The organism is Streptomyces sp. NPDC023723 (assembly GCF_040639815.1).
Taxonomy (GTDB): domain Bacteria; phylum Actinomycetota; class Actinomycetes; order Streptomycetales; family Streptomycetaceae; genus Streptomyces.
In genome coordinates this window covers 39720-65187 of the sequence record NZ_JBFAAP010000032.1, presented here as the reverse complement: position 1 = coordinate 65187, position 25468 = coordinate 39720, and the positions used below count along the sequence as shown (strand labels likewise).

Below are 25468 nucleotides of genomic sequence, written 5' to 3'. Positions count from 1 at the left end.
CAGACGGCGGCCATCCAGGAGGAGCGACATGGGTCACGGGCACGGGCACGGGCACGGACATCACCACCATCACGACCACGACCACGGTCACGACCACACGCACGAGACGGCGCCCCTGCCCGCGGCGTTCGACACCTCCGTCCCCGACGAGGCGCTCAGCCCCGAGCAGCAGTCCCGGCGCACCCTGCTGCGCAGAGCCGGTCTGCTCGGCGCCGGTCTGGCCGCGAGCAGCGTGCTGGCGGGCGCCGCGTCCGCTCCCGCCTTCGCCGGCAGCCGGAGCAGCGGCGGCAGTGGCAGCGGCAGCAAGAAGGGCTTCCTGTGGCTGGCCGGTGACCACCACATCCACACCCAGTACAGCAGCGACGGCAAGTACCGGGTCAGCGACCAGGTCCGCCAGGGCGCCCGGCACGGCATGGACTGGCTGGTCATCACCGACCACGGCAGCGCCACCCACGCCAAGATCGGTGTGGAGAAGGTCAACCCGGACATCGTGGATGCCCGCGGCGCCCACCAGGACACCCTCGTCTTCCAGGGCCTGGAGTGGAACATCCCGGCCGCCGAGCACGGCACCGTCTTCGTCCACCCGGGCAAGAACGAGGTCTCCGTCCTCAAGCAGTTCGAAACCGGCTACGACGGCGCGGTCAAGGCCGCCACCGGCTCCTCGCCCGCCAACGAGGCGCTCGCCGTCTCCGGCCTCGCCTTCCTCGCCGACCAGGTCAAGCGGCGCAAGGTCAAGGACGCCCTGATGCTGGCCAACCACCCGGCGCGCAAGGGCATCGACTCCCCGCACGAGATCCGCGCCTGGCGCGACGCCACCTCCGCGAGCCACCGCATAGCCGTCGGCATGGAGGGCGCCCCCGGCCACCAGGCCGGCGGCCTGCCCGCGCCGCTCGGCCCCGGCGGCGCCCGCGGCATCTACAACAACAGCCCCGGCTCCGACTCCTTCGCCGACTACCCGCTGGAGTCCTACCGCACCTGGGGCGGCTTCGACTGGATGACCGCCACCGTCGGCGGCCTGTGGGACAGCCTGCTCGCCGAGGGCAAGCCCTGGTGGATCACCGCCAACTCCGACTCGCACCAGATCTACGGCGACACCGCGGCCCGCGGCGGCGGCGACTTCGACACCAACGGCCGCTACGACGACCCGGTCTACAACGGCTCCATCGACATCACCGAGAACGACTTCTGGCCCGGCTACTACAGCCGCACCCACGTCGGCGCCGAGTCCTTCTCCTACGCCGCCGTGATGGACGGCATCCGGGCCGGCCGGGTCTGGGTCGACCACGGCCAGCTCCTCTCCGGCCTCGACGTCCGGGTCACCGGCGGCAGCCGCTGGGCCACCCTGGGCGGCGCCCTCCAGGTCAAGAAGGGCACCCGCGTCACCCTCAGCGTCGACGTGGCCCTGGCCGGCGGCCCCAACTGGGCCGGCTTCCAGCCCACCCTGGCCCGCGTCGACGTCATCCAGGGCGACGTCACCGGCGAGGTCAAGGACAAGGACACCTTCACCGCCCCCTCCGCCAAGGTGGTCAAGTCCTACGAGGTCAACAAGAACGCCGGCACGGTCACCCTCACCTACGACCTCGGCCGCGTCGACCGCCCCGTCTACCTCCGGCTGCGCGGCACCGACGGCAACCGGTCCGCCGTGGGTGCGAACGGCGCGGCCGTCGACCCGAACGGCCCGGCCATCGACGTCGTCGGCGACGCCGACCCGTGGCAGGACCTGTGGTTCTACTCCAACCCGGTCTGGGTCCTGCCGTCGTGACCCCACCGCCGTACGTCATCGCCGTCGACACCGAGGTGACGACGCTGCGCGACGCCGACCACCTGCTGCGCGAACTGGCCGGCCAGCTCCCGGAAACGGACGGCCTGTTCGGCTGCACCCACCTGGTGCGGCAGGGCGGCCGGCGGCGGGTGGCGCTCTCGCTGGGCAGCCGGTCCCGGACGGCGGTCGACACCGCGCGCGCCGCGCTCACCGACCGGGGCCACGGCGTGACGGACGGCGCCTGGGACGACCGGGGGCGGGCGGTGCTCTACCCGGGCGCCGCCGCCCTGACCGGCACGCTCACGGTCGCGGAACTGCTGGACCGCTCCGCGATCGAACGGGTCCGGGTCCTCGGCACCCCCACCGGACCCGGCCCCGGCACCCGGCTCGTCACCCGGGAGTTCGTCCGCCCCCAGTGGGAGAACGGCGAACTGGTGCTCGCCGCCATGCCGCACATCGGCGGCACCCTCGTACCGTTCGAGGACCCGGCCCCGACCCCCTGCTGCGCGGACCACTGACAGCACATAAAGCGCTTCCGGTCCCTTCCCCGCCCGTCCTACGGTGACCCGGCACACCACCAGGGGGGAAGGGAACCGGATGACGCACGAGGCACACCGCCCGAAGACCGGACGCCCGAAGACCGGACGGCCGACGGGCGCCGGCCCGCTCCCGCTGTGGCGGCAGCGGGACTTCGGCGTCTTCTGGGCCGCCCAGACCCTCTCCGTCCTCGGTGACTCCTTCGCCCTGATCGCCCTGCCGCTGCTGGTCCTGGAGGCCACCGGCTCGATCGCCCGGATGGGCCTGCTGACCGCCGTGGGCGGCGCGGCCTCCGTGCTGGCGGCGGTGTTCGCCGGGGCCGTCGTCGACCGGGTCGACCGCCGCAGACTGCTGATCGGCTGCGACCTCGTCCGCATGCTCCTGTACGGACTGATCCCGGCGGTGTGGCTGTTCGGACCGCGACTGTGGCTGCTGTACGCCGTCCTGCCGCTGTGCGAGGCGGTCGGCATGTTCTTCGCCGTCGGCTACGTCACCGTGGTGCGCGGCCTGGTCGGCACCGGCCGGCTCACCGAGGCCAACGGCCGGCTGAACGCGACCGCCGCCGCGGCCGGCGTCCTCGGGCCGCTGTGCGCCGGGGTGGTGGCCGCCTGGTCCGGCCCCGCCGCCGCCATCGGCGTGAACGCCGTCAGCTTCGGTGTCTCGGCCGGCTGCCTGGTCCTCGTACGGTTCACCGCCCGGGCCGCCGACGACGGGCCGGCCGAACGGCCCGGGCTCTGGGCGGACCTGCGGACCGGGGTGGGCTTCCTGTACCGGCAGCCGGTGCTGCGCGCGCTCACCGCCCTGCTGTTCGGCTTCAGCTTCCTCACCCTCGGCCTGAACGACCTGGTCATCTACCACCTCAAGCACGACCTCGGCCACGACGACCACACCGTCGGCGTGGTCATGGCGGCCGGTGCCCTCGGCACCATCACCGGCGCGCTGCTGGTCGCCCGGGTACGCCGCCGGCTCGGCTTCGGCCGCACCTGGACCGGCGCGGTCGCGGTGTGCGGACTGGCCTTCGCGGGCCTCGGCCTGGTGCGCGAGGCGTCAGCCGTGGCCCTGCTGAGCGCGGCCTTCCTGGCCTGCGTCGGCATGGCCGGCACCTGCTCGATGTCGCTGCGGCAGGAGGTGACCCCGGAACACCTGCTGGGCCGGGTCACCTCCGCCTTCTGGACCCTGCACTACGCGGCGGCGCCGCTCGGCGCGGCCGTGCTGACCTGGGCGGCACAGCGGCGCGGCACCGCCCCGGTGGCCCTGGTGGCCGGCGCCTGCTGCGTACTGATCGCGCTGGCCGCCCTGTTCACACCGATCCGGCGGTTCGGCCGGCCAGCACGTCGCTGACGAACGCGTTGCTGAACTTCCCCGCCGGGTCCAGCTCCGCCACCAGCGCCCGGAAGTCGCCGAGCCGCGGATACAGCTCGCGCAGCCGGGCCGGCCCGGTGGTGAACACCTTCCCCCAGTGCGGGCGGGCCGCGAACCCGTCCAGCGCCGCCTCCACCCGCCGCACCACCGGCAGCACCGCCGCCGGGTCCGGGACCCAGGTGAAGTGCGCCGCCACCGTGTCCCGCCCGTACGCCGGGCTCAGCCACTGGGTGTCGGCGGCGACCGTGCGCCACTCGCAGGTCTGCGTGACCGGCGCCAGCACGTCCCGTATCGCGTCCAGCGCGCCGATCGCGCGCGGTGCGTGCTCGCGCGGCAGCAGGTACTCCGACTGGAGTTCGGCGCCGCTGCTCGGGGTGAACTCGGCGCGGAAGTGCGGCAGCCGCTCGTGCCACGGCCCGGGCACGCCGAACTGCTCGGTGCAGTTCTCCGCCGGCATCCCGGGCACCGGATGCGTCTTCCCGGTCGCCGGGGCCGCGTACCGGAAGCCGGACAGCGGCTGGTCCGTCCGCCGCTTCAGCCACACCTGCCTGAAGCCCGGCGCCCGCCAGTCGGTGAACAGGCTCACGCTGTACGCCGCCGCCAGCACCTCGTCCAGCGGCGCGGTGAGCGGCAGCTCGGTGAAGACGCGCTGCTCGACCTCGTAGGCCGGCTCCAGATCGAGCGTGAGCGAGGTCACCACACCGAGCGCGCCCAGCGAGGTCACCGCGCCGCCGAACCGCTCGTCGCCGCGCGCGATCCGCAGGCCCGTACCGTCGGCCGTGACGAGCTCCACCTCGCGCACCGCCGACGCCAGTGAGCCGTTGGTCACCCCCGAGCCGTGGGTGCCGGTCGCCACCGAACCGGCCACCGAGATGTGCGGGAGCGAGGCCATGTTGGGCAGCGCCAGACCGTGCGCGTGCACCACCCGGGCCAGCTCCGCGTACCGCACCCGCCCACCCGGACCGTGCCGGCGGCCCGGTCCACGTCGATCTCGGGCGGCAGGTCCGCCAGGGACAGCAGTACGCCGGCGGCGCCCGGCTCGGCGATCTCGTTGAAGGAGTGCCCGCTGCCCAGCACCCGTACCCGGGCACTGCCGGCCACCAGCGCCCGCACGGCGTCGACCGAGTGCGGCCGGTGCAGTTCCTTGGCCGTGTAGGTGATGTTGCCGGCCCAGTTGGTCACGGTGGTGTCGGTCATCCCGCACCCCTCCCTCATCGCACAGGATCTCGCCGAGGACCAGGAGCCCTCGGCGGAAACCTACCTGGCGCGCCGAGGGGGGACCCGGCGGGGAAGACGCGCGGGCGGGGGCATACCGTGAGAAGTCGAACGCGAGCCGGGAGGAGACACAGGATGGGCAGCCGTACCGCGCTGGTCGAGGATCTGATGGAGCGCTTCCCGCACGTACCGCGGGAGGCGGTCTTCAAGGAGGACCTGCTCCGCGGCGGGGTGGCCTTCGACCCGTCCGCACTGTCGGACAACGAGGACGGCGAGGTGAAGCCGAAGTCGTACTTCATCTTCTCCTTCGACCACGGCACCCTGCCCGAACTGGGCGAGGCCGCGCTGCGCCGCCCGCCCGAGGAGATCATCCTCACCGGCGGCCCCTACGACCTGCGCCGCACCGTCGTCTCGGTCCGGGTCAACCCGTCCTCGCCGTACCGGGTCGCCGCCGACGAGCACAACGTCCTCGGCCTCTACCTGGACGGCAAGCGGATCGCGGACGTCGGCGTGCCGCCGATGCCGGAGTACTACCGGCACAAGCTCTCCAACGGGAAGTCGGTCATGGAGGTGGCCCCCACCATCCAGTGGGGCTACCTGATCTACCTGACCGCGTTCCGCGTCTGCCAGTACTTCGGCGCCAAGGAGGAGTGCCAGTACTGCGACATCAATCACAACTGGCGCCAGCACAAGGCGGCGGGCCGGCCGTACACGGGCGTCAAGGACGTCGACGAGGTCCTCGAAGCGCTCGACATCATCGACAAGTACGACACCGCCAAGATCTCCACCGCGTACACGCTCACCGGCGGCGCGATCACCTCCAAGGTCCAGGGGCTGGACGAGGCGGACTTCTACGGGCGGTACGCCAAGGCCATCGAGGAGCACTTCCCGGGCCGCTGGATCGGCAAGGTGGTCGCCCAGGCACTGCCCAAGTCCGACGTCCAGCGGTTCAAGGACTACGGCGTGCAGATCTACCACCCCAACTTCGAGGTGTGGGACGAGTACCTGTTCAAGATGTACTGCCCCGGCAAGGAGCGGTACGTCGGCCGGGACGAGTGGCACCGGCGCATCCTGGACTCGACCGAGGTCTTCGGCGCGCGCAACGTGATCCCCAACTTCGTCGCGGGCGTGGAGATGGCCGAGCCGTTCGGCTTCAAGACGGTCGACGAGGCGATCGAGTCGACCACCGAGGGCCTGCGCTTCTTCATGTCGCACGGCATCACGCCCCGGTTCACCACCTGGTGCCCCGAGCCGACCACCCCGCTCGGCAAGACCAACCCCGACGGCGCGCCGCTGGAGTACCACATCCGGCTGCTCCAGGCGTACCGGCAGACCATGGAGGACTACGGTCTCTCCTCGCCCCCCGGCTACGGCCCGCCCGGCGCCGGCAACGCGGTCTTCTCCGTCAGCTCCTTCATGGACAGCCTCCCGGCGGACGCGCCCGTCGAGGTGTGACCTGACCGGGGCGGCCTGACCGGGGGTGACCCGACCGGGGCGACCCGGCTGGGGGCGCTCGGTGCCGCGGTCCGGTACGCGCGGGCGCACGCCCGGCGGCCGGGCCCGTCGCCGTTGTGCGCTCCGACGCTTGTCATGCGCGCCGGGCCCGTGGCAAGCTCGCCCCTTGCCGCGAGGTATTCACAACTCCACCGTCGGCGTGGTGAGTTGGCCTCGCCCGTGGACGCGGGAGTTCCATGTCCGACCTGCCGATGCCCCAGGACGCCGCCGCGGCCGCGCAGTTCGCCGAGTGCTGGGACCCGGTCCTCTCCTACGCCGACCTGTGCACCGCCGGTTCCGCGGCGGCCGCCCGGCTGGCCACGGAGGCGTTCACCCGGGGCCTGCGGGAGGCCCGCGGCGCCGGCTCCGCCCGCACCGCGTCCGGCACCGGCCGCCGCCCGGTCCGGCTCCTGCCCCGCATCCCGGCGCTGCTGACCGCCGTACGCGTCACGGCGGCGTCCTGGGAGGCCACCGGCCGGGGCGACGACCTCGCTCCCGACTTCCGCCTCTGGCTCAACTCCGCCAGTGCCGCCCGCTACACCGGCCCGCCCGCGCGCCGCCCGCTCGCGCTGCGCGCCCTGCGGGACATGCAGTTCCTGGACGCCGAACTGCTCTGGCTGGCCGAGGTGGAGGCGTTGCCGCTGCCGGTGGTGGCCCGCCGGCTCGGCCTCGACCCGGCCGCCACGACCGCCGAACTCGCCCAGGCCCGCGACCTCTTCCGGGACCGCTGCCACCGCGACCACCTCGACGGCCGGGCCGGGGACGGGTGCGGCGCCTACGGACGGCTGTGGGGGTAGGGTGCCCCGGGCGCCGGGAAGGTGCCCGCGTCCGGCAGCGGCGGCGGGGCGGCTGTGCCGGGCGCCGGGACCGGGGTGGAGATGTCCCGTCACCTCGCCGGGTGCGCCGACTGCGCCGAGGCGGCAGGCTGTCTGCGCACCGACCCCGGTTCGCTGTCCGCGGCCCTGGCCGACGGCGTGATCGGCTGGGGCGGCCTCGCCTATCTGGAACGCCGCCGCCGGGCCGCCGAGGTGCGCCGCGCCGCCGGCCGCCCGGCCCCGCCGGACGAGGACGCCGCCGCGCCGGACCACGGCACGCGCCGGACCCGCGCCGTACGCGGCGGCCTCCTCGGCACCGCCGCGCTGATCTCCCTGCTGGCCCTCACCGCGTCCCTGCGCCCCTTCGGCGACACCGCGGACGCCGGCCACGACACGGCCGGCCCGGCCACCCCGGCCGCCACGGCGGGCCGTCGGCCACTGCCCACCGCGCCTCCCGCGTCCACCACCGCGCCGGGGGCCACCCCCGACGGCTCCCGGACCCCCACCGGCACCACCCGGCGTGCCCCGGCACCGAAACCCCAGGGCACCGGCACCACCCCGCCCACGCCCACATCCACCGCCGCGCCGGTCACCGCGCCGACCCCCACGGCCACGGCCACGGCCGCCGCGCCGGCCTGCGAGGTCCACTACGACCTGGTCAACCAGTGGCCCGACGGCTTCCAGGCCACCGTCACCCTCACCACCCCCGAGGCCCTCGACACCTGGCGCGTCTCCTGGACCTTCCCCGACGGCCAGCGCATCACCCAGATGTGGGACGCGACCCCGTCCCAGAACGGCTCCCGGGTCACCGTCACGGCCGCCGCCTACAACGCCGCGGTCCCGGCGGGCGGCACGCTGTCGTTCGGCTTCCTGGCCGCGTGGTCGGGCCGCAACGAGGCACCGGGGACCTTCACCCTGAACGGGCGGACCTGCGCCGGCGGATGAGACCGGCCGCGTCCGGTACGGCGGTCACGAGACGGACGTAACACCGGGCGAGGTGTCACCCCCGGCCGGGGCCCCACCTCGCCCGGATCTCCCGCCCCGCTACGAGGCGACCGGGGACTCGTCGGCGGCCTCCGTGACGAAGGTCTCGACCGCCGCCGTGTCGACCCCCAGCGAGGACAGCACCCCGGTACCGGCCTCCTCCTCCAGCAGCCCCAGCAGCACATGGCCGGTGCTGACCCCGTCCTCGTCGAGCCGCAGGGCCACCCGCGACGCGAGTTCGAGCGCCTTCTTGGCGCGGGCGCCGTAGGGGATCAGCACCGGATCGGCGTCGGAGCGCGCCGGCAGGGCGGCCACCACCGTGTCCCGCGCCTGGTCGAGGTCGACGCCCTGCGCGCGCAGCGCGCCGACCGCGGCGCCCTCGGTGCCGAGCAGGCCGAGGACCAGGTGCGCGGGGACGATCTCGGCGTTGCCGGCCACCTTGGCCTCGTTCATGCCGGCGATGATCGCGCTGCGGGCGGGCTGGGAGAACTTCTCGAACACGTTCGACCGCTTGGCGTCGGGCTTGCCGACGAACCGCTTCTGGGCGGCCTGCCGGGTGACGCCCATGCTGCGGCCGATGTCGGTCCAGGACGCGCCGGAACGCCGGGCCTGGTCCACGAAGTGACCGATGAGATGGTCGGCGACCTCGCCGATGTGGTCGGCCAGCAGCACCGCGCCGGCCAGCTGGTCGAGGGCGTTGGTGTGGTTCTCGGTGATCGCCGAGATCAGCTCGTCGAGCTTGACCGGCGGAGTAATCTGCGTCATGTGTCAACCCTAGGTTGTCAGTCGGCCACTGTCAACCCTGGGTTGTCACTTCGCATCGAGAGCGGGACCCCGCCGTCGGCGCGGGTGGCTACGCTCGTGCCCGTTCTCGCGGCTGCCGCATGCCGCTGTTGTCCGCTGTGCGTGACCTCGGAGGTGTTGACCGATGGCTGTCGCCGCGCTGGGCGTTGCCCGCATCCGGAAGTTCGTCAAGTGGACAAGGGCTGGGTGCGGCAGCCCTGCCGAGACCGAGCGGCTGGGATCGCCGCGACTCGACGGAACCGCAGCGCCGGACCCGGGCCCGACCGGGATCCGGCGACGATGCACCGCTATGAGGCCGCGGGTGCGGTCACAGTCACGTTGACCGTTCCCTTCCCCTCGCGGGAGGTGTCGCTGGTGGAGGTGGCGACGACGGCGAAGGTGGTGGCCGTCTCGTTCGCAGCGACCGTCAGCAGACCGGTCCGGGAGAGGGATGTGCCCGGGGCGACCTTCCCGACGATCTTCCAGGTGACGGACGCGTCGTCCGCCGTGAACTGCTGAGTGGCCCCCCTGGCGACGCTCCATTCGAACTTGCCGGTGTAGGGCTGGATGTCGATGCCGGTCCAGCCGACGGCGACGCTGCTCTGCCAGGCCCACTTCTCGTGGCTCACCCAGTTGGCGAAAGAGCGGTCGATCGCGTATCCGGGGATGGTCGTCAGTTCCCCGTCGGCAGCCGCGGGGGCCAGGAGTCTGCCGCCGCCGTAGGTCTTGGCGAAGGTGAGGGGGGTGCCGTCGACGGTGGCAGACGTTGTGCGGCCGAGGCGGGTGGTGACATAGACGGTGTTGCCGATGAGACGCAGATTGCGGTCGGCGGCGCCAGAACCGTCGAAGACCTTCGCGTCCGCCACCGAGCCGACCAGCCGACCGGCGCCCTGGGAGTCCTCGGCGTAGTACTGCGTCTTGCCGTTGGCCGTGGTGCTCAGGGTGTACGTGACCGGGGACATTACCTGGCCCGGAGAGGTGAGGTTGGCCAGCCCGTAGAAGCTGTAGGCCGTCACGGTGCCGTCGACGGTGGTGCCGCCGCCGCCCTGCTGGGCCTCGTAGGCGTAGACGCTGGTGATGTCGTACGAACTGGTCAGGCCGGTCTGGGGCTTGTCGCCCTTGAGGTGCGCGGGGTCCACGGTGACGGCGAGGGAGCTGTACACCGGCTCGAACGCCCAGTTCCGCAGCGTGACGGCGATCTGGGTCTCGCCGCTGGAGGTGTCCAGCTCGAAGTCCCGGCCGGTTTTGAGGGTGTAGGTGTCGCCCTCGGTGCTGCGCAGGGTCACCTTGATGTCGGAGGCGCGCAGCGCGGAGGCGTTCACACGACGGGGCCAGGTGACGTAGAAGTCGTCGGCCTTCGCGTCGGCGAGGTCGGGCTCGGCACCCGCGCCGACCCAGGTCCACTCGGGCCGCGAGGCGCGCTCGGGCGCGTCGGCGACCTTCTCGCTCAGCGGCGCGAAGTTCGGCTCGACAGTGGTGCCGGAGCCGTAGAGGGCGGTGGCGTCGGCGGTGTAGTTGTAGCCGTAGATCGACACGTGGACCCCGATCGTCTTCGGCGCGACGGGCAGTCCGTTGTAGGTGATGCCGCTGACTTTCAGGTTGAAGGTGTAGTTGCCCTGTCCGTCGCCGCCCAGGCAGCTCCACTCACGGCCGCTGTCGGTATCGGTGATCGGATAGTCGCCGGTGTCGATGGCGAGGTCGCCCTGCTGGAGGGAGTAGCTGGTTCTGCCCTTGGACCACGCGTGGGTGAGCCGGTCGGCCTTGAGGACGTATTCGGAGGGGTAGTAGCCGTCGCCGGAGGTAATTCGACCTTGGCGCCGCTGGTGCCGATCTTGCTGTTTTCCAGGCCGGGCAGCTTGAGGGCGAGGTCGGCCTGCGTGTCGGGGTCGTAGGTGACCACTCCGCCGAAGTGTTCCTTCAGGGTGCTCTTGCCGTGTGTGTACGCGCTGCCGAAGATGTCGCTGGTGACGTCCAGTTCCGGGACGGTGTAGTCGCCCACGTCCGTCGCGAGCGGGGTGTACGCCGCTCGTCCGGAGGTCGCGCGCAGAGCGCCGGCGGCCGGGCGGACGTAGAGGTCGGCGGAGCCGCTGCCGGTGAAGCCGGTGATCTTGGAGGCGTCGATGAGGATCGTCAGTCGCTGCCGGTCGGCGCTGAGGGTGGCGCGGGCGACTCCGGTGGGGTCGGTGAAGGCGGCGGTGCCGTCCGCTCCGACGAACCAGGCGGTGACGTCGGTGCCGGTCGTGGTGGCCCAGCCGGCCGAAGAGGTCGCGCGCAGGGTGACGGTGTTGGCGCGGGTGTTCTTGATGTGGACGGCGGCGCCATCGAGCCGGTAGTAGGCGCGGGCGGCTGCGGATGCCTTGCTGCTCGACGTCGTCGCCTCGGCGGGCGTCCCGGCCCCGGCCGCTGTGAGGGCGGCCGCGAGGGTGAGAGCGCCGACGGTACCGGGCAGCCGATGCAGAGCGGACATGGGATGCCTTCCTTCTGCAGGTGTGTGGTTGGCGGGGCACGGGGCCGGTCCGCGCGTGCGGACCGGCCCGCCGAGACCGTGGTCAGCCGGTGCTGGCGTTGTAGAGCTTGTCGCCGCTGTAGACGGCGGTCACCGTCTTGCCGGTCCAGGCGGAGGCGTTGCCGCTGAGGACGGCCTTGCCGCCGCTGAGCTTGACGGGCTTGCCGACCGCGACGCCGTCGGCCTTGAACTGGACGGTGCCGGTGGGCGTGGCGGGTTCGGTGGTCGCCGGGGTGACGGTGGCGGTCAGCTTCGAGGTGCCGGTCGTCACCGCGGTGGTGGTGGCGCGGAAGCCGACCCGGGTGAGGAAGTCGTAGAGGGTCTGCTGCCAGAAGGACCAGGTGTGGCCGCCGCCGGTGGAGTAGTACGTGAAGGGGACGCCGGCGTTGATGAGGCCCTCGCGCTCGGTGATGGCGGTCATCATGGGCGCGTTGCCTCCGAGGTCCTCCTGGCCGATGGCGAGGTGGATGCCGAGGACCTTCTTCAGGGCGGGGTTCTTGTAGGCGTCGTCGATCGGGGTGTTGCCCTGGCCGGTGACCGTGACGGCGGGGGCGCCGGAGGCCGGGGACCAGGCGCCGATGTAGCCGAAGGCGGTGGTGTTCTTGAAGAGGAAGTTGTTGGCCTGGGTGCCGTAGGCGCTGGTGCCGGCGAAGGCGCGGTCGGCGGCGCCGGTGCCGGCGTTGTAGTGCGCTTCGACGTACGGCAGCACGGTGCCGGTGATCTCCGTGGTGTAGCTGCCGGAGGTGAGACCGCTCCCGTTGGGCATGACCACGATGGCGGGCTGCATCCTGCCGGAGGCGATCAGGTTGTCGACTATCTGCTGGAGCCGGCCGCGGGTGGACCAGGCGATCTCGTTCTCGCCGCCGCCGTGGCTGAGGACGAACACCGGGTACGGGGTGGAGCGCTTCGCGTTGTAGCCGGGCGGGGTGTAGACGGCCAACTGGTGGTTGCCGGTGGTGGAGTTGGCGGTCGGATAGGTGACCTCGGCGAGCTTGCCCTGCTTGGATGCCGGGGCGTCCGCCGTGTACGAGAGGTCGGCGGTGCCGAATCTCTCGTCGGAGGGCACGTACACCTGGCTGAACACGGCGGACGAACCGGTACTGTTCCAGGCCGGGTTGGCGGGGTCGGTCTTCGCGGTGCAGCCGCTGAGCGTGGCGGAGGCGCAGTCGGCATAGAACTGGTAGTCGAAGGTGCCGGACGGCAGCGGCACCGTGTACGACCAGATGCCGGTCTTGGCGTCCTTGGTCATCGACGCGACGGCCCACGCCTCACCAGGCTGGTCGGGCGACTGGAGCGGGAAGTCGCCCGGTGCCCAGTCGGCCGCCGCGATCGGCGAGGAGTTCGTCGGATCCGTGCTGGCGGACTCCGTCGACGAGAAGGACCAAGTGCCCTTGATCCGCATCGAGGTGGCCGTCGCGTTCTTGACGCGGAAAGTGACCTCATAGCCGGTCGGTCCCGTGCCCGTACGCGTCACGGTGGGGCCGAGGGCAGCGGACGGGGAGTTCGGGGAACTGGCATTGGCCGAGGTGGTGGACACCAGAGCGGCTGCGGTCAGAGCTCCCGTGAGGGAGAGGGCTACGACGCGTCCGCGGGTCATTCTGGGCATGGCGGCTCTTTCATCCGGGTGGTGCTGGGAGATCTGTGTGGCGGAGCAGCGAGAACCGAGGGCAGGTGCGCACGGCGTACCGGATTGTCGGAGGGGCCGCGGTACGCATCGCGGGCAGGCGCGACGTGGGTGTCGCGAAAGGGGCAGGTGGCCTGGTAGGACCTTGTGTGTGTTCAAAGATCGAACGGGCATCTCGTCAAGCGCCGCATATGTAACCCCTATGAAATCAACGTGTCAATGGATCACACATGTGGGGCCGGGAACTCACAGCTTGACGATCAATCAGTTCCGGCAGACTCCGCGACCCCAAGTTCGACCCGCACGGGCCCAATCCGTCTGTCCCTGGCGTCTCCGGCATGAGGCCAGGAGGGCCGCCACCTCGCTCATCCATCTTCGACACGTGAACATTCCCACGCGCGACAACCGAGTCCGGGATCACCACGCAGTGGTAGCCGTCGACTGCGGCGACTCGAAGGACGTGTAACCCGCAGTCGACCTTCCCGACGTCGTCCCGCAGCAGCGACCGAGTCGCGCTCCCCGTGGGCGGGCGAGGTGCCGCGTGGCTTCGGGCGGCCACGTCGCAAGCGTCAACGTGACCGCCGTGTCCGCAGAGACGAGCGGGCGTTCGCGTCCCACGACTTGTGGACCCCGGAGTTGGGGCGCAGAGGTGGTCGCTTCAAAAGATGTAAACAATGCTGTCGCACATATTGCTCACAGTGTTGCGCGGGATTACGTTCATGGCACGCGATCCCGGCTCACGAGCCATGCGACACCCTTCCTGTCGCAGGTGAGCAGCACGCACCGTCCGTACCGCACAACTTGAAGAGCACAGTCCCCGTCAACGGCCCGTACGCCCCCATTCCGCCGCGCAGACCGGCGCCTGTCCGTGCTCACTGGTGCTTCGCAGTGACCGCGGACCCGCCGGATCCCGCGCGGCCTCCTCCTCAGGCAGCTCCACCTCGTACACCGGCCGACAAGGCCCCCGGCTCCCGGTGCTCCCGTAGTCAGGGCGGTAGCACCGGGCCCCCCGTCCCGCATGAGGGAACCTGCGGGTGAGCGCGAGTACTCACCGCCCGGAGCCGGACCGCGAACCCCACCACGACGGGAGACACAGACGATGAACGAGACCGATCCCTCGCTCTGCGGCGCGCCGGACGACGTCTGCGGAGCACCCGTCGCGACCTTCAGCCGCAGGAACCTGCTGGCCGCGGCCGCCGCGCTGGCCGCCGCCGGTACCGTTGTCGGCGGCCTGCCGTCGCCCGCGTTCGCGGACCGGGGGAGACCGGGCTCCCCGCCGCGGATCAGCTGGTACGACCTGGTCCCGGGGTTCGTCGCCGTCGCCACCGACGACTACGGGCGCCCCCAGGGCGACGGCTTCGCCGGCCCCAACCCGTGGGGCGCTTACACCGCCTACCTGATCGCCCTCAGCGACCGGGGTCACCGGACCTGGCGCATCGAGAACATGCAGCAGCTCGCACCTCGCCCCGACGGCAGCCAGTACGCCCAGGGCTCGACGATGTGGCTGTTCGAAGGAGATGATCGGGCCCTCCTCGTCGACACCGCGATCAACACTCCCGATACGCCGGGCGTCAACGATCTCAAGACGGTCGTCCACCACTTGCTCGGCCATGACGACGACGGAGGCGAACGACATCGTCCGGTCGACTTCGACGTCGCCATCACCCATCGCCACGGCGACCACACCGGCAAGGTCGCGCAGATGACCGACCGCACCGTGTACTACCCCGACCTGGACTGGGGGCCGACCGCCACCCCGAACTGGGTCCCGGTCCGCCAGGACGGAGGCAGCACCGCCAACGGGCCCGGGCAGACGGTGGACGCCATCGATCTCGGAGGCCGCCGGATCGACGTCGTCGCGATGTACGGCCACACCCCGGGATCGACCGGCTACCTCGACGCCCGGAACCTGATGTTGGCCACTGGCGACGCGATCGGCTCCGCGTACGTATGGGCGCACTTCGCCAGCGCCACGACGAGCACCTACGCCGCCATGCTGCGCGAGCTGCGCCGTGAGCTCGAGCCGCTGCGTGGTCTGGCGCTGCTGCCCGCGCACTTCTACCAGATCCGGCAGTTCGGCCGGGCCGATCCGCCGGTCAACGGGCGGCCACTGGACCTGGACTACCTCGATGACATGATCGGGGCGGCTGAAGGCGCCCTCGACGGCAGTATCCTCGCCGACCCGTACCACGAACTCGGCCGCGAGAACGTGTGGATCAGCGGGGGCGTCGCGCGCATGGTCTACAGCCTGACGAACCTCTACCCCGGCGGGCCGACCGGCGGCGCCGGCGACATGCGGCGTTTCCACGGCGTACGCATTCCGTCGCGGTATCCCACCGATCCGTTCCTCGACGGCCCGTACGCGTTCCTCGGCAACATCCATACCGGGTTGGTGATGATCCGGGACTCGGCGGACGAGTCGGCGTACCTGGTCGTCGGCACGCGGCGGGCGCTGCTCGTCGCCTCCGGCCGCAGTGCACCGGGCCTGGCTCGGTATGCGCAGCGGCTGATCGGCCACGCCCACCTCGAGGTAGTCCTGACCGACGGTGATCCCGCTGGTCTCGACGGCGTCCACCGGTTCGACGGCCTTCCCCTGATCGTGCCGACCGGCGTGTCTGTTCCGCGCCGGTCCGGATCCGTCACGCACGTTCGCGACGGTGACCGTCTCGACATCGGCCGGGACCGGCAGCAGCGCGGGGTGAGTCTGGAGGTGCACGCCCTGCCGGGACGCCGGACCGACTCGATCACCTTGCTCGACCCCGTGTCGCGCGTGCTGTACGCCAGCGACGCCCTCGGTGTCCAGGGCGTACGAGGACTGACGCTGAGCACCTCCCGCAAGGCCTTCGCCACCGCCCTCGACGGGTGGCGGGCGAAGACGGACGGCCGCTACGACACCCTCTACACCGCTCACAACCATCAGTGGCTCACCCGCCCTGGCTACACCGACTCGTTGCACACAGCGGTGCACGGCCCGCCCGTCGCCTCGCCGATGCCCGGCTACGAGGCATTCAGCTCCGGCACCGGTGAGTTCCTCGCCTGGGTCTTCGTGCCGCTGTGACCGGTGAATCCTCACCTGTCCACCGATTCCGAAAGATGTCCTACGAGGGGCAGATCTTTGACTTGTGGCTTTCTGTTCGGTGGTTCGGTGGTTCGGTGGTTCGGTGGTTCGGTGGTTCGTTGGTCCGGCGCCGGGTCGGCGGATGCGTCCCAACGGGGCCTGGCCGGAGTCGAGTTCCCGCACTCCGACCGACACAGTGGCCTCACGCGTCGGTACGCACGAATGAGGGACTCGTCGGCACCGCGGCGCTCGCGGCCAGGCCCATCAGAACAGCCCTGCGCTTCACTGGACAGCACTCCTTGCGTCACGGGTGCGAGCACACACATCACTCGCGGTACGTCCACGATGCCGTGGATCCACCTTTTGATCTCTTCCGACTCCACGGCCGATCGTGCGTCCCCGGCCTGAACGTCTTCTGTGGGTTTCGTATGGACCCCTGTGAGCGGGTCCGGTGAGCCGGCCCGGGGCGGCGTTCGGCGGGCCGTGACGGCGCGAGGGCTGTGACCGGCATCGCGGCCATCAGTGGCTGCCCGGCCGGCCACGTCCGGACGCCCCCGAACGGGCCGGACGACGTGAGTGCCGACCGCTCCAGCAGTCACAGGAGACCTGGAACAGCAGGCCGTGGGTGCGGTCGCACGACCACGGCCAAGTAACGGCGTGACGGCCGGGTTCGTGGCGACGCGCTCGCGCGCCCTGGCCGGTTGCCGGCAAGCGGTAATCGGCGTTCAGCGCGTGATCCTGGGCATCACCTGTGAAGTCAACAAAATTGTTGACGATCTCGTGAGGGCGCACCTAGGTTCGTGGCGAAGGCGGGGTCCGCACCAACGGAACACCTGCCCAGAGTGCCGCGCGGCAGCAGGGCCGAAATCGATGCACCGTCGTACTCGGTCACCCGGTCACCCGGTTCCCGGGACACGGGTGGGCCCCGCCGTAACAAGGAGACAGAGACTGTGAAGCACAAGGCAGTGAAGCGAAGGTCCGTCGTCCTGGGCATCGGGGCGACCGCCGGTGTCGCGGCGGTGGGCGGGATCGCGCTGACCGCCAACGCCTCGGACAAGAGTGCGTCCGGTGGCTCGGGGTCGTCGAAGGCCCTTGTTTTCGACAAGGACGACTACACCGAGCTGACCGAGACCATCACTGACGCGGCGGGCACCGACCACGAAGTGGTGTACCACTTCTACAAGCCGCGCGACTACGTCACGAGCCCCTCGGACGACACCCACCAGAGCCTCGTGGTCAGCGTCCCGGTGAAGATCGACGGCAAGGCCGTCGACGCCCGGAACGCTCCCATCGTCCTGGCGAACGCGGTGGGCGCCTACATGCCCTCCAGCGTGGCCGAGGCCACCGGCGTGGGACAGGGCGCGCTGGAGATGGGCGACCTCATGTCCGGCGGCAGCGGAACGGGCACGGCACCCAGCGGTGCGCCGAGCGGTGCGCCCAGCGGTGCTGCCAGTGGTGCGCCCGGCGGTGGCGGTACGGGCGCCGTCAACGGCATGGTCAACCTCGCGAAGCTCGCCCTCGTTGCGGGATACGTCGCCGTGGAGCCCGGAACGCGGGGCCGGAGCCTCACCGACTCCTCCGGCACCTACTACGGCACGGCCCCGGCCGTCATCGTGGACCTCAAGGCCGCCGTACGGTACGTGAAGTTCAACAAGGGCCGTATCCCGGGCAACACCGACCGGATCATCTCCACCGGCACGAGCGCGGGCGGCGCCGTGTCCGCGCTCCTCGGCGCCTCCGGTGACAGCCCGCTCTTCGACAAGTACCTCAAGGCGGCCGGCGCGGCGGACGCCAGTGACGCGATCTTCGCGACCGGCGCCTGGTGCCCGATCACCGACCTGGAACACGCCGACGGTGCCTACGAGTTCAACTGGGGCAGCGTCGTCACGCAGAGCACCGGCAAGGTCGTCGACCAGACCGTGTCCAAGGCGCTCCAGTCCCAGTTCGCCGAGTACCAGGCGTCCCTCAGGCTCAAGGGCCTGAACGGCTTCGGCACGCTCACGGCCCGCAACTACGACCAGTACCTTCTGGAGACCTACCTCCAGCCGTCGGCCACCACCTATCTGGCGGCCCTCTCGGACTCCGAGCGCACGGCGTACCTGGCGAAGAACACCTTCATCACCTGGTCCGACGACAAGGCGACCTTCACCTGGGACGACTACCTCACCCACGTCGCCAAGCGGAAGAAGACCGCGCCGGCCTTCGACGCGTTCGACCTGTCCGCCGGCGAGAACAACGAGTTCGGCACCGGCACCACCGAGGCCCGCCACTTCACGGCGTACAGCCTCAAGAACGACACCACCGGCGTCACCGGCAAGCGGCTCGACAGCGACATCCCCGAGCTGCTCGACCTGATGAACCCGATGTACTTCCTCGGCAAGCGGAACGCGGGCCGGTCGAAGCACTGGTGGATCCGCCTGGGCACGAGCGACACCGACACCTCCCATGTCATCTCCGCCAACCTCGCCGCCGCCGCCGACAACCTCGGCGACGACGTCAGCCACTCCTTCTACTGGGACCAGGGCCACGCCACCAACGTCGACCCCGGCGACTTCATCGCGTGGGTCGCGAAGGTGACCGGCTACCGGAAGTAGCGGCGCCCCCGCGGTGACGCCCCGACCCGGACAGGCACGCGCGCCTGTCCGGTTCTCTCCTCACACGCCCCAGGAAGCCGGAGCGGTCGTCGCAGGCAGGAAGGCGACCCGCGTCAGGAAGTCACGCAGGAGGAGACGCCACACGTACCACTCGTGTCCGCCGTCGATGAAGACGGTCTGGACGTGCACGCCCGCGTCGGTCAGGTCCCGCACCATGCGGAACGGGCCGCGGTGAATGGTGGAGAAACCCGGGTTGATGGGGTCCTGCCAGCCGGAGGCGACGTAGACCGACACCTTCTTCATGGCGGCGATCTGCGCGTCGGTGAGCGTGGTGCCGGGCGGCAGGCCCGCGCTCATCATCCCGTAGTAGCCGAACTGCTCGGTGTTGTTCAGCAGCAGGTACGAGGTGCGCATGCCGCCGGCCGACAGTCCGGAGTAGGCCCGGTCGGATGCCTCGGTGGAGACGTTGTAGTGCGCCTCGACCCAGGGGATCACCCGCTCGATGAGGTCGGTGCGGTGCAACTGGTCCTGCGACGAACTGGCGTACCCGGTGGCGTTGGGCATGACGACGACCATGGGCTGGACCGCACCGTTGTTGATGAGGTTGTCGAGGATGTTCGCCATGTTCCCCTGGGTGTTCCACCCCATCTCGTTCTCGCCTCCGCCGTGGCTGAGGTAGAACGTCGGGTACGGCTTCGCCCGCTTGGCGTTGTAGTTGGGCGGGGTGTAGACGACGAGGTAGTTCTTGTCGGCCGGTGTGACGTGCCCCGGGGAGTCGTACGTGACGTGCAGCAGTTTGCCTCGCGCACCCTCGCTGGGGCCCTGCCAGGTGACGTCGTCGGGGTCGAAGTCCGGGTCGGAGGGGACGTAGATCTGGCTGCGGTCGACGGCCGTCCCGTGGACGACTCCGTTCACCACGTTCCAGGCGGGGTTGCCAGGGTCGGGCAGCTGGTCGGTGATGGTCGTGTCGTCGGCGTCGCCGTCGACGAAGAAGCCGTAGGTGTACACGCCGCCGGGCAGCGGGGTGGTGTGGGTCCACACGCCGTCCCGGCCCTTGGTCATGTCGACCACCGGCCAGTACGGGCTGGTCGAGTTGGGGTGGGCTATCGGGACGTCGCCCGGCCGCCACTGTGCCGGCAGCAGACCGGGCGTCTCCACCAGGTGGTCGGGGCCGGTGAGCCGTTCGGAGAGCGCGGTGGGCCGCTCGAAGTACCACTCGCCCTTGAGCTGGACCCGGGTGGCGTGCGGAGCGTAGTAGCGGAAGGTCACCTCGTAGCCGGTCGGACGCTTGCGTGTGTGCCGGATCTGCGGACCGTACCCGCGCGCCTTGGTCACCTGGGAGCTTGTCCCCGAGCCGCGGGTGACGGCGTCCGAGGCCGACGCCGGCGTCGCGCCGAGCACCGGCCCCGCGAGAGACGCACCCCCCACGGTCCCGGCCACTGCTCTGACTGCTTCTCGTCTTGTCATCGACACGGGTTGCACTTCCCTTGCTGCTGCGGGTGAGGGAGCGAGGAGGGGCAGGCCGGCCCGCGCGGCTCTGGCGCGATCGGCTCTGCCGGGCTTTAAAAGGCAGAGCGCATAGGCAATTAGTTGAAGACATCGCCTGCACGATGCCGAGCAGTCAACTTCCGCAGGAGCGGCCCGTCAAGAGGCTCGACGCAGTGATTCGTGGAAGCGGTAGGCAAAATTCCGGCCCTCGTTCCGGTTCACCTCTCGACGGTTGATGGACCTGGCGACCTGGCATGCGTGCACTGCTTGAACTGTCGAGGCAGCATTTCCCGTCACGCCGGGATGACGGACCAGTACGAGTCGGAGCACCGCCGGTTTCGGCGGCCTGCCTGGCATGTGTCAACCGTGGCACCCGCACGATGAGGTTGCGCCACGCAAGCTGTGAGTGCGTGTCTGCCCCGTTGTCGCCCCTGCCGGGGTGGCTCAGCATGAGGCGACTTGTTCGCAGGCGGCCCGGTCGTGACGTCACGGCTCCGTCCGGCCTGCCTCGCCCAGGAGGAGAGCCCTTTTGACTCCGCGGCACAATCCGTCTTCCCCCAGCCGGCCCACCGCACTTGGGCGCCGGCCCGGCCGCGGCCGTGGCAGGACGGACGGGTATGCCAGCCCGGCCGGTGAGAACGGAATCAGGACTGGTCAGCGGCGTTGCCGCCTTCCTCGACGGCGTCACGGTCTTCAAGGGCATCCCCTACGCGGCCTCCACCGCGGGACGCAACCGGTGGCGGGCACCGCAGCCAGCGGCTTCCTGGAAAACGGAGTCCGTGGCAGCGCGGCACCAACGAGAACACCGACCGGCTGCTACGGCAGTACCTCCCCAAGGGAACGGACCTCCGCACGTTCAGCCAGGCCGACCTGGACGCCATCGCCCACGAGCTCAACCACCGGCCTCGCAAGATCCATGGCTATCGCACTCCGTCGGAGGTCTACGCTGACCTTCTGAACAGCAGTGATGCGCTGACCGCTTGAGCTCGCCATCGTTTGACGACGTCTCAGGGTCGGGGTGGGTGGAGTTGGACGAGGCCGGTCTGGTAGGCGACGACGAGCTGGGCAACGTCGCGGAGCCGAGCCCGGTGATGCTCCGTCCGCCGCAGAGCGATCAGGTCCCGGTCCACGTCGTCCAGGAAGAAGATCCGCTCCAGCTCGGGCCTCGTCGGCTCCTCGGCGAACGACCCGTACGCCTCGGCCTTTATCTGTACCCCGTCTTGAGGTGTCAGTGACGTACGGCACGTGGCGCCCGAAGTGCCTCTGGTCCTGTGGCTGACACCCCGTCGTGATCGTTGTCCGTGACGGTCGTTACTTCATCCGTGGACCCGATGGATAGGAAGGGCCGGGGATGTACGTACGACGTGTCGTGGGGACCGGGATGCACCACGAGACGTACACCGTCGTGGACGGCAAGGGAAGGGTCGTCGAGACGGTGGACGACTACCTCGCCCAGTGCACCGACCGGGAGCAATCGCCGAACACCCTCCGGGCCCGGGCCTTTGACCTGAAGGTGTGGCTGGTCTTCCTCCAGCTCCTGGACGTGGATCTGCTGGCCGCGTCCCCGGAACATGTCGACCAGTTCGCCGGGTGGCTGCGACGCCCGGTCCAGCCTGGACGGCTGCGACCGGCGGACGGCGATGGTCCTACCCGGGAGCCATCCACGGTGAACCGCGCGCTGAACAGCGTCTACATGTTCTATGAGTTCCTCGCGCGCCGCGGTGCCGGCATGGGAGCCCAACTGACGCACCGCCGGGCGGCCTCGGTCGGCGACCACGGCGGGTTCCTCGCCGGCATCGCGGAACGTGAGGTCACGCGGCGGCCGACACGGCGAACCCCAGCGGAGCCTCCAGACGGTGTGCTAACCGACCATGATCGTTCTCAGCGCCAACCGCTGCACCGATGTTCCCCGAGGCCGAGATCCGCGCGGAGGACTTCGCGATGCCCGCACCGGTGAGGCACCGCTCGACCGCCGCGGGGTACGACGACGGCGGGGCGGACAGCGGCACCACTCGGGCGCGCGGCAAGCGGAGCGCGCCCCCGGTCCCGAGTTCGGTCACCGGTTCGATCGTCATGCCCGCTCCGCCCTCCCGGCGCTGCCGCAGTAAATGCGTACGCCTCGCCCCGGCGGTCGGAATGCCCCGCCGCAGGTCGCGATGATCACGGTAGGGGCTCCGCCGCAGTAATCCGGCATTTACTGCGGCAACGCCTTGGCGAGGTGTCAGAACCTGGAAGTTCGGTAGGCCAACCTCGAAGCGGAATTACTGCTACCGCGATCCACGGCGCAGAGCCTGGCGCTGATGATCGGCCTGGCGGTCGGCATCGACTACGCGATGTTCATCGCCACCCGGCACCGCTCCCAGCTCGCCCGCGGCATGGACGTGGAGGAGTCCGCGGCACAGGAGGTGGGCACCGCGGGCAGCGCCGTGGTCTTCGCCGGGGCCACCGCGCAGGCCGCCCCCGTGACCTGGACGGCCTGCGGATCGCACTGCCTGTCGGCTGCGAGGCCACCCTGCCGTCCCTGCTGGAGACCGCCGAGACCGACACACCGCTCGTGATGCACCGCGGCGCCGTCGTCGACGAGCGCTACCCGCACGGATACCAGTCGCACGTGCCGCACCTGAACGCCTCCACGGCCAAGTCCTGCATCGCAGCTCATCGAGCTACAGCACGGTTCACCACGCCATCTGCCGTGAGCGGGGAGGAAATGCCCGACACCACCGCCAGTCGGAACTTGGTTTCGTCCTCGGTAGCGGGGGCCGCGGTGAGAACGACGATCTTGCGCTCCGCGTCGCCGTCGGTCAGGACGTCGCAGTCCACGGCGATCGGCCCAGTCTCGGGATGCTGGACGATCTTGTGGTCCTCCCGGTGCGCGCCAACCACGCCGGAAGCCCACAGTTCCGCGAAGCGCCGACTGCCCGTCGTGAGGTCCCGGATCAGACCGGCCAGGCGGTCGCTGCCCGGGAATCGCCCCGTGGCGCGGCGAAGGTCTGACACGACGGAGGCCTCGACCTCCGGCTGACCGAGCGAGGTCACCGGCCAGTGCGACAGGCGGGGGCCGGCCCCGTCGGCGGGGAAGGTGTCCCGAGCGAAGTTGCGCAGCGCCGACGGTGTCGACGACGGGTCGCCCAGCAATGCCGCCCAGGAACGGTTCCACCAGATGAGCTGCCAGTCCGCGGCGAACACGGCGGCTGCGGAGTCGCCGAGCCGGTTCAGCATGCGGTGCAGGCCGGGCGGGATGTGGTCGGAGATCTCCCCGTCGGCCGGCGGGGCAAGCCCGGCCAGCCGGTAGAGGTGGTCCCGCTCGGCGGCGGTGAGCTGCAGGGCGCGGGCCAGCGCCGCGGTCACCTGCGCCGACGGGGTCACATAGCGTCCCTGCTCCAGGCGGACCACATAATCGACCGAGATCCCCGCGAGCTCGGCGAGGTCCTCCCGGCGCAGTCCCGTGACCCGGCGCCTGTGGCCGATGGGCAGTCCCGCCGTGTCCGGCGAGACACGGCCGCGCCAGGTTCGCAGCATCGGGCCGAGTTTCGCGATGTCAGCGGTCATAAGACTCATTGTCGCACCGGGAGCCAACCTGAAGGTGGTAGTGGTTTTCCTACCGAATTCCTCTCTCTGGTTACCGGCCCGACGGCCGATGATTCTTACGGACATGACCTTCAAGTTCTCCCACGACCACGTGGGTATCACTGTCACGCAAGAGGACCTTGACGCCACGATCGCGTGGTATTCGCGCAACCTCGGCTTCACTGTCGAGCAGCGGTTCGACGCCCACGGCACGACGTTCGTCTTCCTCACCGCCGGTGACGTCAAGATCGAGCTCCTCGCCGGCGCGTCCAACCCGGGCGGGGCACCGACCGACAACATCCTCACGAGCATGGACCCCTCGCGCCTGCACCACTTCTGCCTCGCGGTGACAGATCTCGACGCGGCAGTGTCACGGCTGCTGGAACTCGATGTGCCGCTGATCGGCGGCCCCATGGAGATCCCGGACACCGGCCAGCGCATTGCCTTCGTCACCGACAACGTCGGCACCATCATCGAGCTCAGCGACCCCGGCACGTGGATCTCCGGCCGGAAGGCACAGGCATAGTGCTGCCGAACCGCGCTGACTTCACCGGATCCCGGGACGTCGGGCAGGCCCGCTGGCAGCACGCCGAGGTGGCGAGCCCTCATCTCGACCGTCCCATCCCGGTCGTCGCCGCCAAGGACATCCCCTACATCCCTCACGCCAACCGGCTCCAGAACCTCAGCATCTACCTGCCGCGGACGCCGCAATCCGCCGCGCTCATCGGCACTTCCGTCACGTCCCTCCCAGGGGCCGACTCCCCGTCGCAGTACCCGCGGTACCTCGTGCACATCCACGGCGGTGCCTGGCGCGACCCGCGGCTCACCTCCGCCTCGATCGAACCCGCCGTCGCCCACGCCTTCTCCGGTGGGGGGTCGACCCCGGTCACCGCCATCGCATCCCTCAACTACACCGTCTCCCAGATCAACTACCCCGTTCCTCCCGTCATGGCGAATCCCCCTCTTCCTTACGACGCCATCAAGGACAATCACACCGACCTGGCCCGCGAGGCCGTCCATCCGCAGCACGTCAGCGACGTGCTGCACGGCCTGGCCCTGCTCGGTTCCCTCGGCCTCGCCGACAGGTCCTACATCCTGTCCGGCCACAGCTGTGGCGCCTGCCTGGCGTTTCAGTCCGTCCTCCAGCCTCCGCGGCACTACGGTCTCGGCCACCTTCCCGAGCCGCCGTGCCCTGCCGCACTGCTCGGCCTCAACGGCCTGTACGACCTGCCCGCGCTCGCGACAGCGGACGGGCTGGGCACCTCCCACGCCCACCTCCGCGACGACTACGAGAAGTTCTTGTCCAGGGCCTTCGGGACGGACAAGGACGCCTGGCCGGACGCAAGCCCGGCCGGCTTCAACCCCGCGTCCATCGCCGGGCGGATCCGCGAAGGCAACGCGCCCCGTCTGGTCGTGCTGGACCAGAGCACCGAGGACCAGCTCGTACCGATGAACCAGCAAGAGCGGATGACCGCCACCCTGGCCAAGGCCACCGGACTCCGGGTCACCCGGGGACACCGGCTCACCGGAAATCACGCGGCCCCCTGGGAGGAAGGCATCATGATCTACCAGAGCCTCCTCGACACCCTCCAGCTCCTACGGGAAGACCTATGAGCGTCGGCCCAGCCACCACACGTATCATCCCCGGCTTCAACCTGACAGCTCATGGGCTACAGAAG

General features: G+C 70.5%; 18 protein-coding genes and 4 pseudogenes. 13 read left to right on the top strand and 9 right to left on the bottom strand.

Annotation, left to right across the window (positions count from 1 at the left end):
• Positions 1–28 precede the first annotated feature (28 nt).
• The 3 genes from AB0G32_RS27605 (at position 29) to AB0G32_RS27595 (ending at position 3640) form a co-directional block, all read left to right on the top strand.
• Positions 29–1762 carry a PHP domain-containing protein gene (locus AB0G32_RS27605; protein ID WP_361168787.1) on the top strand — a complete coding sequence of 578 codons (1734 nt, stop codon included), beginning with the start codon at positions 29–31 and terminating at the stop codon, positions 1760–1762.
• Positions 1759–2280: a hypothetical protein gene (locus AB0G32_RS27600; protein WP_361168784.1), complete on the top strand. Its 522-nt coding sequence runs from the start codon at positions 1759–1761 to the stop codon at positions 2278–2280. The genes AB0G32_RS27605 and AB0G32_RS27600 overlap by 4 nt, the downstream gene beginning before the upstream one ends.
• A gap of 79 nt (positions 2281–2359) precedes the next feature.
• Positions 2360–3640, top strand: coding sequence for an MFS transporter (locus AB0G32_RS27595; RefSeq protein WP_361168781.1), 1281 nt, complete (start codon positions 2360–2362; stop codon positions 3638–3640).
• Here the strand turns inward: AB0G32_RS27595 and AB0G32_RS27590 are convergent.
• Positions 3600–4858 (bottom strand): annotated as a pseudogene (locus AB0G32_RS27590) (D-arabinono-1,4-lactone oxidase). The gene AB0G32_RS27595 and the pseudogene AB0G32_RS27590 sit on opposite strands and share 41 nt — an antisense overlap.
• Before the next feature lie 153 nt (positions 4859–5011).
• Here AB0G32_RS27590 and AB0G32_RS27585 point away from each other — a divergent pair.
• From AB0G32_RS27585 to AB0G32_RS27575, 3 genes are all read left to right on the top strand, one after another.
• Positions 5012–6331, top strand: coding sequence for a radical SAM protein (locus AB0G32_RS27585; protein ID WP_361168778.1), 1320 nt, complete (start codon positions 5012–5014; stop codon positions 6329–6331).
• Between the two features lie 236 nt (positions 6332–6567).
• Positions 6568–7167 (top strand): hypothetical protein, encoded by a 600-nt coding sequence (locus AB0G32_RS27580; protein WP_361168775.1) that lies wholly within the window; start codon positions 6568–6570, stop codon positions 7165–7167.
• 81 nt (positions 7168–7248) lie between these two features.
• Positions 7249–8130 carry a cellulose-binding domain-containing protein gene (locus AB0G32_RS27575; RefSeq protein WP_361168772.1) on the top strand — a complete coding sequence of 294 codons (882 nt, stop codon included), beginning with the start codon at positions 7249–7251 and terminating at the stop codon, positions 8128–8130.
• 99 nt (positions 8131–8229) lie between these two features.
• Here the strand turns inward: AB0G32_RS27575 and AB0G32_RS27570 are convergent, their stop codons facing one another.
• From AB0G32_RS27570 to AB0G32_RS27555, 4 genes are all read right to left on the bottom strand, one after another.
• A complete protein-coding gene (locus AB0G32_RS27570; RefSeq protein WP_361168769.1) occupies positions 8230–8934 on the bottom strand; it encodes a Clp protease N-terminal domain-containing protein in 705 nt (234 codons plus the stop codon).
• 326 nt (positions 8935–9260) lie between these two features.
• Entirely contained in the window at positions 9261–10487 is a 1227-nt protein-coding gene (locus tag AB0G32_RS27565) for a hypothetical protein (RefSeq protein ID WP_361168766.1), read from the bottom strand.
• A 59-nt stretch (positions 10488–10546) separates the two neighbouring features.
• On the bottom strand, positions 10547–11419 hold the full coding sequence (locus tag AB0G32_RS27560; RefSeq protein WP_361168763.1) for a hypothetical protein: 873 nt from the start codon (positions 11417–11419) through the stop codon (positions 10547–10549).
• 82 nt (positions 11420–11501) lie between these two features.
• Positions 11502–13064 (bottom strand): alpha/beta hydrolase-fold protein, encoded by a 1563-nt coding sequence (locus AB0G32_RS27555; protein WP_361168760.1) that lies wholly within the window; start codon positions 13062–13064, stop codon positions 11502–11504.
• A gap of 1117 nt (positions 13065–14181) precedes the next feature.
• Here AB0G32_RS27555 and AB0G32_RS27550 point away from each other — a divergent pair.
• Complete coding sequence (locus AB0G32_RS27550; protein WP_361168758.1) at positions 14182–16140, top strand: hypothetical protein; 1959 nt, start codon at positions 14182–14184, stop codon at positions 16138–16140.
• A gap of 950 nt (positions 16141–17090) precedes the next feature.
• A complete protein-coding gene (locus AB0G32_RS27545; protein ID WP_361168755.1) occupies positions 17091–18734 on the top strand; it encodes a subtype B tannase in 1644 nt (547 codons plus the stop codon).
• A 60-nt stretch (positions 18735–18794) separates the two neighbouring features.
• On the opposite strand, the gene AB0G32_RS27540 is transcribed toward AB0G32_RS27545, so the two are convergent.
• The gene (locus AB0G32_RS27540; RefSeq protein WP_361168752.1) at positions 18795–20069 is read right to left on the bottom strand and encodes an alpha/beta hydrolase-fold protein; all 1275 of its coding nucleotides are present in this window, start codon (positions 20067–20069) and stop codon (positions 18795–18797) included.
• A 770-nt stretch (positions 20070–20839) separates the two neighbouring features.
• Between AB0G32_RS27540 and AB0G32_RS27535 the strand changes: the two are divergent.
• Together AB0G32_RS27535 and AB0G32_RS27530 are read left to right on the top strand one after the other, a co-directional pair.
• Positions 20840–20959, top strand: a pseudogene (locus AB0G32_RS27535) (hypothetical protein); the annotation flags it as partial.
• Positions 20960–20996: 37 nt separating this feature from the next.
• Positions 20997–21206 (top strand): annotated as a pseudogene (locus tag AB0G32_RS27530) (IS30 family transposase); the annotation flags it as partial.
• A 23-nt stretch (positions 21207–21229) separates the two neighbouring features.
• Here the strand turns inward: AB0G32_RS27530 and AB0G32_RS27525 are convergent.
• Positions 21230–21430 carry a DUF4158 domain-containing protein gene (locus AB0G32_RS27525; RefSeq protein ID WP_361168864.1) on the bottom strand — a complete coding sequence of 67 codons (201 nt, stop codon included), beginning with the start codon at positions 21428–21430 and terminating at the stop codon, positions 21230–21232.
• A gap of 603 nt (positions 21431–22033) precedes the next feature.
• A complete protein-coding gene (locus AB0G32_RS27520) occupies positions 22034–22297 on the bottom strand; it encodes a hypothetical protein (protein WP_361168749.1) in 264 nt (87 codons plus the stop codon).
• Between the two features lie 201 nt (positions 22298–22498).
• On the opposite strand from AB0G32_RS27520, the pseudogene AB0G32_RS27515 reads away from it, so the two are divergent.
• Positions 22499–22669 (top strand): annotated as a pseudogene (locus AB0G32_RS27515) (MMPL family transporter); the annotation flags it as partial.
• 208 nt (positions 22670–22877) lie between these two features.
• On the opposite strand, the gene AB0G32_RS27510 reads toward AB0G32_RS27515, so the two are convergent.
• Positions 22878–23771 carry a helix-turn-helix transcriptional regulator gene (locus AB0G32_RS27510; protein WP_361168746.1) on the bottom strand — a complete coding sequence of 298 codons (894 nt, stop codon included), beginning with the start codon at positions 23769–23771 and terminating at the stop codon, positions 22878–22880.
• A 103-nt stretch (positions 23772–23874) separates the two neighbouring features.
• Between AB0G32_RS27510 and AB0G32_RS27505 the strand changes: the two genes are divergently transcribed.
• Positions 23875–24315, top strand: a complete 441-nt coding sequence (locus AB0G32_RS27505; protein WP_361168743.1) for a VOC family protein — start codon at positions 23875–23877, stop codon at positions 24313–24315.
• Positions 24315–25403, top strand: coding sequence for a hypothetical protein (locus AB0G32_RS27500; RefSeq protein ID WP_361168740.1), 1089 nt, complete (start codon positions 24315–24317; stop codon positions 25401–25403). The genes AB0G32_RS27505 and AB0G32_RS27500 overlap by 1 nt, the downstream gene beginning before the upstream one ends.
• The last annotated feature ends 65 nt before the right edge of the window (positions 25404–25468 follow it).